The organism is Streptomyces sp. ID05-39B (genome assembly GCF_033794725.1).
GTDB lineage: Bacteria > Actinomycetota > Actinomycetes > Streptomycetales > Streptomycetaceae > Streptomyces > Streptomyces bobili.
Map to the genome: position 1 here is coordinate 100561 of NZ_JARGEF010000003.1, position 14494 is coordinate 115054.

Here is a 14494-nt window from a genome sequence, read left to right on the forward strand (position 1 = left end):
GCCGTGGTGGTCCTCCGAGACGGCCGCCCTGTGCTGGTCCCCGCGCGACGGCCCGACGAGATCCCGCCCGCGTGGCACGCCCCGAATGGGCGCGTCCTCGACCCGGTCACAGGTCGTCCGGCCGCCGACTGGCGCGTCGCCACTGACGGCCAAGATGGTTCAGCCAGGTGCCGGTCGCGATGTCCAGGCGTTGTCGTCGAGCGGCCAGGAATCGGCCCAGAGTGCGGGCGCGGGGCGCCTCGCGTGAGTCCGCCAGGGTGGCCCAGGCCGGGCCGAGTCCGGCGGCAGGACGGGGACATCGCGGCGAGCGTGAGCGCCTGGGTCCGCCGACTGACGATCGCCGGAGCAGGGCCAACGTAGTAGGAGTGACCCGCAATACCGGTGACTTACCGCGTGTCTGCAGTTCAGGCGTTTGCCGGTGGTGGATTCCAGGCGAAATATCCCCTGGTGGGTGTTGCGGAGTTCGTCACTTCGGGTAATGCACCGCGAAGGCCGGGACGCGGCAACGGAGCTCCCGGCAGGACAGAAGATCCGGCTGTCGGTGAGGGAACTCCGTTGGGTGCTCAGGAATTGAGGAACCGTCTGCGTGGCGCCGGATTCATCCTCCGCTCCAAGGCACCAGAACTGATCTACCAGGCCGCAGCCCTCGGCCCTGCGCCACGGTGCCGGGCCCGGCACCGTGGCGCGGTACGCGCGGGGCTCGATGAACCGGACCGATGCGTGCATCCCGAACTCTTCTCGTTACTCATTGGTCGGGATGTTTGACTCTGGTGAAGTCAGTTGCCCGAGTGAAAACTGAGACGCCCAGAAACCTCCTGCCTGGGCCATTTGGGGCGGCATGCGGACGACATGCCCGCGTGCACCCGGAAGCACTCCTTCCGAACCATGCGGTCCGCGGATCCGTTGGGGCAGGACGGTACGCCGGCAGAGAAAGGGCACACGCACATGCACTCGGTCTCCGATCCAGCCCCGTCGCCGAGGGCGGGCAGCCGCGGGCACAGGCGCGGTTCCCGATGGTTTACAGGGAAGTTCCTGGTGCTATTCCTCGCCGTCGCCACGCTGCTGGGCGGCGCCGCCCTGGTGGCCCCGCAGTTTCAGGAGAAGGCCAGTGCGGCCGGCGACAATGTGGCACCCCGCGCCACGTCGTCACCAGGGGAAAGTAAATTCCTCGAGGAGGTCGCCTGGGACATCGGCAACGGAAACGCCGGCGCGTCCCGCTACACCAGCATGCTCAACGCCGTACGGCAGCGCGCGTCGAGCAACACGTTCCTGCACGACAACACGCACCGCACGCGTCCCGAGGCCAGCAACGAATTCTTCAGCGTCAACATCAGTGTGCAGGACGAGGGAACGAGCACCCCGAACCAGATCCGGGTGCTCATCCGCGCCAGCGACCTGTTCGTCGTCGGCTGGCTCAACCAGAACGAGAACATCTACAATCAGCTCGAGGCTGGCACTCCCGTCCTCGGTACGGACGTCACGCCGCGCGCCACCCCCTTTAGCGGCAGCTACATCGATCTGGAGCGCCGGGCCGGCGACCGCGCGAACATCCCGCTCTCTCCCAACTCGGCCCGGCAGGCGGTCCGCGACCTGGCCAGGAGCGGGTCCAGCGCAGCCCAGCAGGCCCGCGGCCTGATCGTTCTCATCCAGGCGATCTCCGAGGCCGCCCGGTTCCGCCCGATCGAGAACCTGTTCCGCAACACCTACACCACCGAGGCGGCGCTTCCAGAGGGGCACATCCTGGACCTCGAGAACAGCTGGGACCCCATGTCCGAGATCGCCAACCGGGAGGTCAACAACCCGAACGACCAGCTCACCCAGGAACTCATGCGCCGGCACAAGAGCATGCTGGATGAGCTCCAAGTCTTCACTCCCAGGAATGTGCTCACCTTGGTACTCGCGATAGCGCTCTTCAGCCCTATCAAGTGACGCCCCGGCCGGCCGGTAGATCGGCGGCCCGGCCGCCCACGGCGCTGACGTCCACCCGGTGGGTCGGGCGAAGAACTCCCCGACGGCACCAGAACCTTGTGGCCGTCGGGGAGTGACTGCTGGTTCGGGAGCGATTGCCTGAAAAGGCATCCGCCATCGCGACGACTACCTGAGGCCCTCGACAGCGAGCGCGGTCTACACGGCGGCGGGTGCACGGCTCTCCCCGAATCACTCGCCGACACGTACCCCGTGGATCGGCAGGAGGCGGGGTTGAGGACGAGCGCCACGACCCCAGACAAGGACTCGGGGGCACCGCCGCGGCTCCACGTCCCCACGACAGCCGGACCAGGATGGCACCGCTCGACCTTCCCGAGGATCCCAGGGCGGCAGCGGAGGCCCGCGAACATGTCGGAAGACAGCTCGCGCGCTGGCATGTGGACGACCTCGTCATGAGACGACCGAGTTGCTGGTGAGCGAGCTGATCGGCAACGTGTGTCGCCGTTCCTTGAACCGTGGTTCAGCGACCGCCGACAAACGTGATCCGACACGCCGAGGACCCCATACGACTGAGACTGCTGCGCGGCGCATCGCTGATATGCGAGGTCTACGACGGCAGCCTCACCTCGCCCCGCATCCCGCGCGCGGGCTTCAACTACGAGGGGTCGTGGGCTCCATCTGGTGGCTGCCGTGTGAAATGGGGCAACGTCAGTGCCAAGCATCTTCTGTTCGAGTTCCCTCAGTGCGAGAGCGCCTCCCCTCGTACTGGTGCTGGCCGCTGATATCGCTGTCACAGAAGACTCGGCGGCCTTCGCCCAACTGGAGATCAGCCGCGGCAGACCGCCCCTGCTGACGGCGGTGGTGTGCCAGCTGGCGGCGCAGGCGGTCGACGACGCCCTGGACCTGTTCGCGGTGCTTATGGCGAACCGGCTGATCAGCCCGGCCCGCCGGGCCTCGGACCGGGACCGCCTGGCGATGCTGCCGCAGCTGGAGAAGGCGGCCCGCATCCTGGCGAAGCGTCGAAGATCCTCATCGAGGAGCTGGACCTGGTCGCCGAGGCTGGGACGGACGTCGGCGCCCTGTGGGCGGCCGTGGAGGAGGCCGTGCCGCGTACGGCGGTCGCCGGGGCGGTCGCGACCGTCGAGGCCCTGGTGCCGGAGGACGACGGGTCGGCCGAGGCGGCGATGCGGGAGAAGCTGGCCCTGCGCTACAACACCGTGCGCCCGTTCCTGTCTCTGCTGGGCGAGTCGGACGCGCTCGGCGCCTCTCCGGCCGGTCGGCGGGTACTCGCCGCGGTGCGCCTAGGGAACCCCGTCTCCCCAGCTCACACGCCGTGACCGCCCACCCCAGGGCTGTGATCAATCTCATCGGCACTTTCTGCACCGCAACTATTAACACCCGTTGTCCATGAATCGCGCGCGCTGTGCTCCATGCGCTGAAGTTGCGGGGCGGCCTCCTCGTGGACGAACTGGGCATGCTGGCAGACCAGTCGAACTGGTCTTCGTTTAACCGTGTGCTGGGCGGTGTGTCGGTCATGGCCTCGGAGGTGATGGCCGGACTGCGCAGAAAGTCCGTGGTCACCAGCCAAGGACACTCGCCCACCTCAGGCCGCTCACGCCGGGTGGCGCCGACCGCGGCGGCATCGGCCGAACGGTCGAGGGGCGCCGTCCGAACCCTGGCCGTATGGCCGAGGTGCGCGCCCATGGCCGCAGGCAGGGTGGAGCTACTTCCTCCGCTGCGCCTGGCGTGTGCCTCGGCCGATCGGCCGAGGCACGGCTGACCGCTTCTCCTTACAGTGACCGATGCGAACCTCCTGCCTGCGACTGCCTACCCCACCACGACGCGGACCCGCTGGCAGGGCTGCCTGCGTGCGCTGGGTATCACCACGCTGGTCCTGCTGACCGCCACGGAACGTGCTCATCGCGACGCCAACGACAAGACGCGGAGGGCCAGAGAATGGGGCTCGCGCTGGTTGTAGCGCTGCGCATGACGCCCGAGCGGATGCAGCAGTATCTGGATCTGGATCGGGAGATAGCCGCGAGCCGAGGTCTGTACATCCCAGGCAGGGGGCAGGGTCTGGGGGTTCATGATCCGGACCGGGAGGGCGGCCATGTCGACCGCGAGCGCCGGTCGTGGCGGCTTGTCCTGCCGGAGGAGCGGCTGCGGCTGGTGGCCCCGCAGTCGACCGGTGTGCAGTTCACCGACTGGGACACCGGCTTTCGCCGGACCTTGAGGGGCCGATAAGGGAGACTCGGCATACCCATGCTCGGCATGAGTGCCATGGCTGTGTTGCGATCCTATTGTCGTGGCGTACCCCCGCGCCCAGACTCGGAGCAGGGTTGTGCGTACCCGTTCTGCCAGGCCCAGGCCGCGATCCCGACCCGGTTCCGGGCGGCCAGTTTGAGCTGGACGCTCGACAGGTGGGTCTTGACCGTAGAAAGGGAGACGTACAGCTCGGCGGTGATCTCGGCGTTCGTGCGGCCGAGGGCGACCAGGCGGACGACATCGAGTTCGCGGTCAGTGAGGGGTTCCGCGTGCGGGGCCGCCAGCTTTGCCGGGGTGGCGCAGGCGGCCTTCGGGGCGGTGATGTGCTTGAGGAGGCGGACCGTGACCGACGGCGAGACCAGCGAGTCACCAGCGGCAGCGGCACGGACGGCCTCCACGAGGAGCGTCGGCCCCGAGTCCTTCAGCAGGAACCCGCAGGCGCCACCGCGCAGTGCCCCGTATACGTACTCGTCGAGGTCGAAGGTCGTCACCACGACCACCCGCATGGGGTCGGCCGCCTCGGGCCCCGCCAGCAGCCGGGTCGCCTCCAGCCCGTCCAGCTTCGGCATCCGGATGTCCAGCAGGCACACGTCGGGTCGTTCCCGACGGGCCAGCGCCACGGCCTCCTCGCCATCGGCGGCCTCGGCGACCACGGTGATGTCGGGCTGGGCGTTGAGGAAGAAGCGGAAGCCGGTGCGGACCATCTCCTGGTCGTCGGCGATCAGTACCCGGATGGGCACCCCGTTGGCGGTTGTGGTCATGGCAGGATCATGCCTCACATGCAGGGGGCGTCGGGGCGGTTCCTCCGTCGGTACGGTGTCAGTCCGCCGTCTGTGCCCGGATCGTCCCTCGCCTTCTGTAGCAGCGGCCTGCTGCCGGCGATCGCGGCGAGCATAGCCAGCGCGCCGACGGCCACGCGGACCGCCAGTTGCGCGGCGCCGGAGTTGTTGATCGTGGTGCCGACCACCTTGTTGAGCTGCACGTCGCCCAGCTTGTCGATGCGCTCGCCGCGCAACTGCACCTGGCTGTCGTCGAGGCGGATGATCCCCGCCAGGGAGTGCAGCAACGTGGACTTGCCGGACGCGGACGGGCTCGTGATCGCCGGAGCGTCGCGCTCGCCGACCTCGACGTCCATGCCGGTGGTGGAGCCGTACTTCTTGACGAGGCCGTAGCTGGCGATGGACTACCACCGCAGCGTCGCCGTGAGCGACATCCGTTGCAGTGAGCGCCTGGCCATCGTCGCCGACCTCCACGACTTCGTCGCCCACCACATGACCGGCATCCTCGTGCAGACGCAGATGGCCCGTATGATGGCGGCCACCCAGCCACGGGAACTGGACCCTGTCCTTGCCGGTATCGAGCGTGCCGCGACCGAGGCCGTCGCCTCGATGCGGCGCACGGTCGGTGAGCCGGGCGGTGGTGTGGAACGCCTTCTTCTTATTGGTGAACGCCGTGAACGGGACTTCGGTGATCTCCGCGTCGGAGATCCAGCGTTCCTCCTCGGCGTCTCAGACGGCGGCGGCATACATGACCGGCGTCCAGGCATCCTCGCCGATGGTGGCGATGGCCTCGCGGATTTTCCTCCTGACCGCGACGGCAAGGGAGAAGCGTGCACCGGGCCGTGCGGCAGAGTTGATGGGGCACGCACCCCGCCGAACAACCGGGCCAGCCCACCGTGACGCAGCACGTCCAGATCATCGATGCTGTCCGCCCCGGCCGCCATCCCGCCCACGATGCTCATCGTCTTCGCCTCGGCGGCAGTCCCGGCGCCGTTTTTCGCGCCGGTCAGCTTCACCTTCTCGGCCACCAGAGCGGGCAGGCCGCACCGCACGGCTGTGACGCGGGCACTGGCCCAGGCGGATCTGCAGGCCGCCGATCACCTCTGCCGGAGCGGAAACCATCGCCCCTGCTGGGCAATGGCGCCGGGGAGCGTCGCGGGTGCCGGCCAGCATGACGCGGTACAGCTCGGCGTACGAGATGTAGATCCGGGCCATCGGGCGGTACCCGACACCTGGGTGCCGAGTGTCAACCTCGCTCGGCTTCTTGCCCTTGGCTGCGGCTTTGGCGTTCTTCGTGTCCCCAACACCCGGCGGGTCGTTCGGTTGCTTCGGTCGGTGGAATCAGTTGGCTCGGGCGTCTCGCTGCAGCGACCGGGTTCAGTCCCGTTCCGATGTGGGCGGTCTGGTCAGCTCGAACCAGACCGACTTGCCGTGCCCGCTGGGAGAGTTGCCCCAGGACGAGGCCAGGGCGTCGACGATGAGCAGTCCACGGCCGTGTTCGGACTCGCGGTCGGTCTCACCGGAGGCGAGCACGGGTGTCGGCAGTGGAGGCCGGGGGTCGGAGTCGCGCACGTCCACGCGCAGCCGGTCGGCGTACTCGCGCAGCCGGATCTCGACCTCGCTGTCGGCGTGGACCAGTGCGTTGGTGACCAGTTCGGTGACGGCCAGCTCGAGATCCGACAAGAACGCTTCCCAGTTCCACTTCCGTGCCTGTGTGCGCAGGAAGCGGCGGACGTCGGCGACAGCGCGCAGATCGTGGCGCTGGACGAACGTGCGTCCCACCCGCTGGCGTCGGTCGGCGCGAAGCCCCGGGAAGTGTGCGATCAGCAGCGCGGTGTCGTCGTCCCGCCGGTCGTCGGCGCCGGTGGTCTCGAGCAGGTGGTCGGCCAGTACCTCCAGCCGCAGGTCGCCGGACGCCGCGAGGCGTGCGTGCAGCGCGGCGACTCCCTCGTCGAGGTCCATCGAGTGGGAGTGCACCAGTCCGTTCGTGTACAGCACCAGGACGGTCCCCTCAGGGAGCGGGATCTGTACGGACCGGTAGGAGGTGTCAGGCCACACGCCCAGCGGTGCCCCCTGGGGGAGATCGGGCGGCGCGAAGCGATCGCTGGGGCGGCCGAGCAGCGGAGCCGGATGCCCGGCGGAGAAGATCTCGGCGGTTTCGGCTTCCAGATCCAGCCACACGCGGCAGCACGTGGCGAGCAGGTCGATGCCGAGGTCCGTGAGGAGCCGGTTGGTGCGGGTCAGTACGTCTGCCGGACGGTGGCCTTCGGCGGCGTAGGCGCGGATCGCGGTGCGGATCTGGCCCATCGTCGCGGCGGCGCGGGGCGTGTGCCCTTCGACGTCGCCGATGACCAGGCCGACGGTGCCGTCAGGCAGGTTGACCACGTCGTACCAGTCGCCGCCGACGGCCCCCTCTCGCCGGTGTGACGTAGCGGGTGGCGATGTCCACTTCGCCGTGATGCGGGAGAGCGTGGGGCAGGAGGGCCCGCTGAAGTTCCTGGGCCAGCCGGTGCTCGCCCTCAAACCGCCGGGCCCGGCCTATGGACTGGGCCAGTAGCTGTGCCACCGTGGCCAGGGCGGCTCGCTCGTCCGCAGGGAAGTCGTGCTGGTGGTCGAAACCCAGGGCGAGGGTTCCTGTGTCATGGTCGTCCATGGCCAGGGGGAGCAGGCAGTAGGCCGAAATCGGTTCGTCCGTCTCCGCGGACTCGAAGAAGAGGGGCCGGTCCACGGGCGGTCCGTGTTCTTCGAGGGACGGCTCTTCCGCGAGCGTGCCCGTCGCGGCTCTGGTGAGCCGTGCCGCGAGCATGCGGCTGGATCCGCTGTAGCCGAGCAGCCGTGGTCGTCCTTCATCGACGACCGAGAGGGCGAGGCACTGGGCTCCGAAGGGTTCCATGATTCGTGCGATCGCCGTTTCAACGACGTCCTGAAGGCTCGGAGCCTGGCTGAGCTGCGCGGCGAGCCGGGTGATCCGGTGAACGAGGGACAGACTCGCCGACTCGAGCAGAGTGTCCTGCTCCGTGGGCCTGGACAGGATGAATCTCGGCCCCCGGGGGTCCCGCCTGCGCGGGGACAGGCCGCCTCGTCGCCGCAGACTGCGGGCGAGTTCCTGTGCCAGGGTCTCGCAGCGGTTCCGCACTCGTGCGGAGACGCCCGTCCGGTCGACAGGGTCGGCCCAGATCAGGACCAGGACCCCGAACGACCGCCCCTCGTGGCTGACCAACGGTGTGGCGACGATCGCATACGGGAACGGCATGGCCGGGCGGACACCGCTGGGGGTCTCACTCCGCACGCGTACGCACTGGCGGCCCGTGCGGTAGGCGACGGATCCTGTGTACCGCTCGTCGTCCACCGGGTGGGAGTCCGCCACGGTGAAGATCGACAGGGGACCACCCACTGCGACGACGTTGGCCAGCGTCCGGCCGTCCTCGAGCGGGACCATCGCGGTACCGGCGGTCGCCCCGAGCTCATGCACCGCCTGTTGCAGCGTCGCGGCGAGCACCCGGTCCTCGGCGCTGAGAGCCTTGCCAGGGCCTGCTGAGCTCGCCGGATTCCCCTCGCCTTCCATGGCCGCTTCACGAAGCCGATGCTCCTTAAGCGAGGCTATACCTCGTCGCCATGGCGGTCGCGTCGGCCGGTTTGTCCACGAAGGCCCGCCGTCAGCATCCCGTTGCGTGAAGACCGCGGCTGCCTGCTCCGGCGCACAGCGCCAGCCTACGCCGACAAGCCAGGGTCCTGAACGTGGGCAACCACCGCACCGCTGACGGGGCCACGCCGTGAGAGTAACGCCAGGAAACCGGCTCTGACCTCCGTGAATGGAACGTTTTCCGCGCACAAAGATGCGTCAGCTCGTCGTTGACCGCCACTCCTCGGCGGGGTCAGGGTGAGGGAGCCGGACCGGATGCCTGACACCACATTTCCGGTCCCTCATTTTCCGGTCATCGAACTGAGCGCAGGAGGTCGTGATGCTCCACACGGACACCCGTGAAACCACCGAGTGCGGGGAGTACGAAGCGGCTGCCGCCACCACGACCGTGTCGGCCGCACCGGCGGCCGGCCACGAGCTGTTCTTCCAGCGGTGCCTCTGGTGCGGCACCCCCGCCTACCGACGGTCGTTCTGCCGGGCCTGCGGATCCACGGCCCTCCGACGCGAGCGCAGCGCCGGCGCCGGAGCCGTCGTCCGCCGAACCGGCCACGCTCCGCATCACACGTGGTTCGTCGCGATGGACGAAGGCTTCAACCTGCTCTGCCAGGTCACGGGGACGGCGCCGGTCGTAGTCGGGATCGGCGCCAGGGTGAGGGTCGTACGGACGGCCGCCCCTGTCGGTCAGGGCCTGCCCGTCGTCGAGCTCACCCACCCGGCGACGTCTTTGGAGCGCTGGTGGTGAGGGCTGACGGCTCGGACGGAGCGGTGTTCGCAGGCCGGTACGACGAGAGAGGAGGGTGCATGGGCACCCAGTACGACGCGCCGGACGAACGGGCCGGCACCGGCCGCGAAGGTGCGGGGCGCGGTGCGCTGGAAGGGCTGCGCATCGCCGACTTCTCCCGGGTTCTCGCAGGGCCCTACGCCACGATGCTCCTCGCCGATCTCGGCGCCGAGGTGGTGAAGGTGGAGAGGCCGGGTGCCGGGGACGAGACCAGGGCCTGGCACCCGCCGGCGGACCACGATGGCACCTCTACGTACTTCCTGAGCGTGAACCGGAACAAGAAGTCCGTCGTCCTGGACCTCACGACCGAGGCCGGTCTGGAACAGGCCCGTGCCCTGGTCGCCGAGTCCGACGTGCTGGTGGAGAACTTCCGTCCCGGCACGATGGAGCGGCTGGGGCTCGGCCCTCACGAACTGCGCGCCCGGCACCCGGGGTTGGTCTACTGCTCGATCAGTGGCTTCGGCAGCGGTGCGGGCGCGGCGATCCCCGGATACGACCTGCTCGTGCAGGCCGTCGGCGGTCTGATGAGCGTGACCGGAGACGCGGCCGGGGAGCCGGTGAAGGCCGGCGTGGCACTCGTCGACGTGATCACCGGCCTGCACGCCTCGCTCGGCATTCTCGCCGCCCTCCGCCATCGGGACGCCACCGGGGAGGGCCAGCTGGTCGAGGTGAACCTGCTCGGCTCGCTGCTGTCAGCCATGGTTAACCAGGCGTCGGCGTTCGCCGTCGTCGGCGTGGTGCCGGGCCGCCTGGGCAACGCGCACCCCAGCATCGCCCCGTACGAGACCTTCCCGGCCGCCGATCGCCCGATCGCGATCGCGGTGGGCAACGACCGGCAGTTCGCGGCGCTCGCCGAGGTCGTCGGGGATCCCGGTCTCGCGCTGGAAGACCGCTTCCGCACCAACGCCAGCCGCGTCGCCCACCGCGACGAACTCAAGGAGCTGCTGACCGAACGGCTGGGCGTCGCCGGCGCCGACCACTGGTCTGCCGTCCTGCTGGCCGCGGGCGTGCCCGCCGGACCGGTCAACACCCTCGACGAGGCATTCGCCTTCGCGGCGAAGCTCGGCCTTCCCGGCATCGTCGACATCCCCGCCGCACCCGCCGACAGGGCGGAGGGCAGGCCCTCCCGTCAGGTCGCGAGCCCCATAGCGCTGAGCGGCACACCCGCGCAGTACCGCCTGCCGCCACCACGCCTCGGTCAGCACACCGCGGACATCCTCGACCGTCTTCCCGAATCCGCCACCGAACCGGAGGGACCGGCCACGTGACCGATCCCCGCCTCGACACCAGCACCCCGACCTCACCCACCACCGTCACCGCCAGGAGCCCACGATGAGCCGCAAGCCGATGAAGGACCCCCTCGACCTGCTCGACCTCGCCTCCACCCTCACCGACGAGGAACGGGAGATCCAGGCCACCGTCGCCAAGTTCCTCGCCGACCGGGTGCGCCCGCACCTCGGCGAGTGGTTCGAGAACGCGCACTTCGCCCGCGAACTCGCCCCTGAACTCGGCAAGTTGGGCGTACTCGGCATGCATCTGGAGGGCTACGGCTGCGCCGGCACCAACGCCGTCTCCTACGGACTGGCCTGCCTGGAACTCGAGGCGGCAGACTCCGGTTTCCGCAGCTTCGTCTCCGTGCAGGGCTCGCTGTCGATGTTCTCCATCTGGAAGTGGGGTTCGGAGGAGCAGAAGCTTCAGTGGCTGCCCCGGCTGGCCGCCGGTGAGGCGATCGGCTGCTTCGGTCTGACCGAGCCCGACTTCGGCAGCAACCCCGCAGGGATGCGCACCAGGGCCGTCCGCGACGGCGACGACTGGATCCTGAACGGCTCCAAGATGTGGATCACCAACGGCGGCATCGCCGATGTGGCCACCGTCTGGGCGCAGACCGAGGACGGCGTCCGCGGCTTCCTCGTCCCGCGCGGCACACCCGGCTTCACCACCCAGGACATCAAGCAGAAGATGTCGCTGCGCGCCTCGATCACCTCCGAGCTGTACTTCGACAACGTACGGCTGCCGGAATCGGCGCGGCTGCCGCTGGCGGAGGGCCTGCGCGGACCGCTGTCCTGCCTGAACGAGGCCCGTTTCGGCATCCTGTTCGGCGCGGTCGGCGCCGCCCGCGACTCGCTCCAGGCGGCCATCGAGTACGCCGACTCCCGCGTGCAGTTCGACAAGCCGATCAGCGCCTTCCAGCTCACCCAGAAGAAGCTCACCGACATGAGCGTGTCCCTGGGCAACGCCGCACTGCTCGCCGTCCACCTGGGCCGGCTCAAGGACCAGCACCGCATCCGGCCCGAGCAGATCAGCGTCGGCAAGCTCAACAACGTGCGGGAAGCGATCGCCATCGCGCGCGAATGCCGCACCGTGCTGGGGGCCAACGGCATCTCCCTGGAGTACTCACCGCTGCGCCACGCCAACAACCTGGAGTCGGTGATGACCTACGAAGGCACCAACGAGATGCACACGCTGGTCGTCGGTCAGGCGATCACCGGATACCCGGCGTTCCGCTGACCACCCCGGCTGAAGGAAGACGCCCGTGAACATCGTCGTACTCGTCAAGCAGGTCCCGGACACCGGAGCCGAACGCACCCTGTCCGCCGACGACCACACCCTTGACCGCGAGGGTGCCGACCTGGTGCTCGACGAAATCAATGAACGCGCCGCGGAAGAGGCCCTGCGGCTGAAGGAGTCGTCGGACGCCGAGGTCACCGTCGTGTCCATGGGACCCGACTCCGCACTCGACGCCATCCGCAAGGTACTGGCGATGGGTGCCGACCGCGCGATCCACATCTGCGACGACCGGCTCCCCGGCGCCGACGTGGTGACCACCGCCACGGTGCTGGCGGCCGCCGTACGGACGGTGAAGGACGTCGACCTGGTCCTGGCGGGCGACACGACCACCGACGGACAGGCGAGCGCGGTCCCCGCCATCGTCGCCGACCTGCTCGGTCTGCCGCAGCTGACGCATGCGCGCGAACTGGACGTGGACGGGGGACGCGTGCGAGCCGAACGCGAGACCGACAGTGGCGAGGCGACGCTGGAGGCATCACTGCCCGCGCTGGTCAGCGTCACCGAGAAGATCAACGCACCGCGCTACCCCTCGTTCAAGGGGATCATGGCCGCCAAGAAGAAGCCGGTGGAGACGGCCGACCTCGACGACTTGTTCCCCGACGCGGATGACACCGGGTTCCGAGTGACCCGCACCCGCGTGGTGGAGGCCGTCCCGCGTCCGGCCCGGACCGCAGGGATCCGTGTCACGGACGACGGCTCGGCCGGCCGGCAGCTCATCGAACACCTGATTGCCCAGAAGCTCCTCTGAATCGAATCGCTCCGCAACAAGAAGCAGGCACCCCATGCCCGATGTCCTCGTCCTCGTCGCCCACGACGGGGAACGTGTCCACAAGTCCACGTACGAACTCCTGGCCGCCGCACGGCGGTTGGGAGACCCGGCCGCAGTCGTCGTGGGAACCCCCGGCACAGCGGCCCGCCTCGCGGAGTCTCTGGCCCGGTACGGTGCCACAACCGTCCACGCTGCGGAATCCACCGACGCGGCCGACTTCCTGGCCACGCCCGCTGTCGATGCCCTTCACCACGCGGTCCGGGAAGCCTCTCCCGCCGCTGTTCTGGTCTCCGCGACGGCGGACGGCAACGAGGTGGCCGGACGTCTCGCCGCGCGGCTGGACGCCGGGCTGCTGATCGACGCGGTCGACCTCGACTCCTCCGGGGTGGCCACCCAAATCGTCTTCGGCGGGTCGTATACTGTGCGCTCGCAGGTCACCCATGGTGTACCGGTGATCACCGTACGCCCGGGGGCCTTCGAACCGGAGGAGCGTCCGGGGCAGGCCGTGCAGCGGACGCTCGCCCTGCCGACGGCCGACCCCGCCGCGTCCGCTCGTGTCACTGCCAGGCGCGCCGCACCCACCGGCGACCGGCCGGGGCTCACCGAGGCGAGCGTCGTCGTCTCCGGCGGCCGTGGTGTCGGGGGAGCGGAGGGCTTCAAGCTGGTGGAGGAGCTGGCCGACGCCCTGGGCGGTGCGGTGGGCGCCTCGCGCGCCGCGGTCGACGCCGGCTACTACCCGCACCAGTTCCAGGTCGGGCAGACCGGAAAGTCCGTCTCCCCGCAGCTGTACGTCGCCCTGGGTATCTCCGGGGCCATCCAGCACCTCGCCGGGATGCAGACCTCCAAGACGATCGTCGCCGTCAACAAGGACCCGGAGGCCCCCATCCTCGGCCTCGCCGACTACGGCGTGGTGGGAGACCTGTTCGCGGTGGCGCCCCAGCTCACGCAGGAAGTGGCAGCCCGCCGCACAGCCGGCTGACGTGGTGCGCCGTCGGCTTGGGAGCAGGGGGTGCTCGGCTGGGCGGTGGTAGATCCTCCAAGCCCTCGCACAGCGCCGGCCCTCCACCGACTGCCTGTGCGACAGGGCCCAACCCCACCCGGACCAGCCGACACCACCTCGACGAAGCGGTGACGTACCCATGCCCACTGACCATGCCTGCCAGAGTGCGGCTGAATCGGCCGCACAGGCCCTCGACTCGCTCCGCCCCTTCCTCCAACCCGGCTCTCCACGCGGGGCGGGTGGGTTCGACGACTGGGCGACGGGAGCGGCGGCCCTGCTCGTCGTTCTCGCCGGCCTTCAAGCCGATCGGCCCGGTGAGCTGACACTGTGGCACGCCCGCATCGGCGATCAGCTCCACGATGCCCTCGGCCTGCCCGTCGCCGGGGCCGAGGGACTCCGGCCGGTACTCCGACCACGGGGATGGGACGCCGTGGCTGCTGTGCAGCACGAGGCACGAGAGCTGCTGACCGGCCTGGCGGGCGTCGGCCGCCCGGGCGGGCCGGTCGAGCTGTCGAGACAGCTGGACCTGGTGGAGGACGCGTGCGCCGGGGCTCTGCGGCGGATGGCAGTCCCGCCGGAGGCGGCGGTGCGATGCGCCGCGGCGTTGGCGGAGGCCGCCGGTTCGCTGTTCGGTCTGCACCCCTGTCTCTTATCCACATCTCCTGGCCAACGAGACAGTCAGAAAACTCGTATGCCGTCTGCGTCTTGGCTAACAAAAAACTACTGGGTGGTGTCTGCCGCGTGACAAAAAAGGGGATTCTAT

The 14494-nt window shown here is 69.3% G+C and carries 11 protein-coding genes and 3 pseudogenes; 10 read left to right on the plus strand and 4 right to left on the minus strand.

The features are described from left to right. Positions 1-1035: 1035 nt before the first annotated feature. The 4 genes and pseudogenes from P1P75_RS01885 to P1P75_RS01900 all read left to right on the plus strand — a co-directional run bounded on the left by P1P75_RS01885 (position 1036) and on the right by P1P75_RS01900 (position 4170). Positions 1036-1929, plus strand: coding sequence for a ribosome-inactivating family protein (locus P1P75_RS01885; protein ID WP_319097541.1), 894 nt, complete (start codon positions 1036-1038; stop codon positions 1927-1929). Positions 1930-2294: 365 nt separating this feature from the next. Further along, positions 2295-2619: pseudogene (locus tag P1P75_RS01890) on the plus strand (hypothetical protein); the annotation flags it as partial. Between the two features lie 153 nt (positions 2620-2772). Beyond that, positions 2773-3227: pseudogene (locus tag P1P75_RS41960) on the plus strand (Tn3 family transposase); the annotation flags it as partial. 655 nt (positions 3228-3882) lie between these two features. Beyond that, the gene (locus P1P75_RS01900; protein ID WP_119580518.1) at positions 3883-4170 is read left to right on the plus strand and encodes a hypothetical protein; all 288 of its coding nucleotides are present in this window, start codon (positions 3883-3885) and stop codon (positions 4168-4170) included. Positions 4171-4223: 53 nt separating this feature from the next. Here the strand turns inward: P1P75_RS01900 and P1P75_RS01905 are convergent, their stop codons facing one another. Together P1P75_RS01905 and P1P75_RS01910 are read right to left on the minus strand one after the other, a co-directional pair. Next, a complete protein-coding gene (locus P1P75_RS01905; protein ID WP_119580519.1) occupies positions 4224-4952 on the minus strand; it encodes a response regulator transcription factor in 729 nt (242 codons plus the stop codon). 14 nt (positions 4953-4966) lie between these two features. Then, entirely contained in the window at positions 4967-5326 is a 360-nt protein-coding gene (locus P1P75_RS01910) for a hypothetical protein (protein WP_319128983.1), read from the minus strand. Between the two features lie 40 nt (positions 5327-5366). Here P1P75_RS01910 and P1P75_RS01915 point away from each other — a divergent pair. Continuing rightward, a pseudogene (locus tag P1P75_RS01915) lies at positions 5367-5597 on the plus strand (histidine kinase dimerization/phosphoacceptor domain-containing protein); the annotation flags it as partial. 750 nt (positions 5598-6347) lie between these two features. Here P1P75_RS01915 and P1P75_RS01920 read toward each other — a convergent pair. Together P1P75_RS01920 and P1P75_RS01925 are read right to left on the minus strand one after the other, a co-directional pair. Beyond that, a complete protein-coding gene (locus P1P75_RS01920; RefSeq protein ID WP_162948131.1) occupies positions 6348-7355 on the minus strand; it encodes an ATP-binding SpoIIE family protein phosphatase in 1008 nt (335 codons plus the stop codon). After that, positions 7339-8535, minus strand: coding sequence for a GAF domain-containing protein (locus P1P75_RS01925; RefSeq protein WP_162948132.1), 1197 nt, complete (start codon positions 8533-8535; stop codon positions 7339-7341). The genes P1P75_RS01920 and P1P75_RS01925 overlap by 17 nt, the downstream gene beginning before the upstream one ends. Before the next feature lie 397 nt (positions 8536-8932). Between P1P75_RS01925 and P1P75_RS01930 the strand changes: the two genes are divergently transcribed. The 5 genes from P1P75_RS01930 (at position 8933) to P1P75_RS01950 (ending at position 13710) form a co-directional block, all read left to right on the plus strand. Then, positions 8933-9355, plus strand: a complete 423-nt coding sequence (locus P1P75_RS01930) for a Zn-ribbon domain-containing OB-fold protein (RefSeq protein WP_119580521.1) — start codon at positions 8933-8935, stop codon at positions 9353-9355. Between the two features lie 59 nt (positions 9356-9414). Continuing rightward, on the plus strand, positions 9415-10662 hold the full coding sequence (locus P1P75_RS01935; protein ID WP_119580522.1) for a CaiB/BaiF CoA-transferase family protein: 1248 nt from the start codon (positions 9415-9417) through the stop codon (positions 10660-10662). A 64-nt stretch (positions 10663-10726) separates the two neighbouring features. Beyond that, entirely contained in the window at positions 10727-11902 is a 1176-nt protein-coding gene (locus P1P75_RS01940; protein ID WP_205576242.1) for an acyl-CoA dehydrogenase family protein, read from the plus strand. A gap of 25 nt (positions 11903-11927) precedes the next feature. Next, positions 11928-12710, plus strand: coding sequence for an electron transfer flavoprotein subunit beta/FixA family protein (locus tag P1P75_RS01945; protein WP_119580523.1), 783 nt, complete (start codon positions 11928-11930; stop codon positions 12708-12710). Between the two features lie 34 nt (positions 12711-12744). After that, positions 12745-13710: an electron transfer flavoprotein subunit alpha/FixB family protein gene (locus tag P1P75_RS01950; protein WP_119580524.1), complete on the plus strand. Its 966-nt coding sequence runs from the start codon at positions 12745-12747 to the stop codon at positions 13708-13710. The last annotated feature ends 784 nt before the right edge of the window (positions 13711-14494 follow it).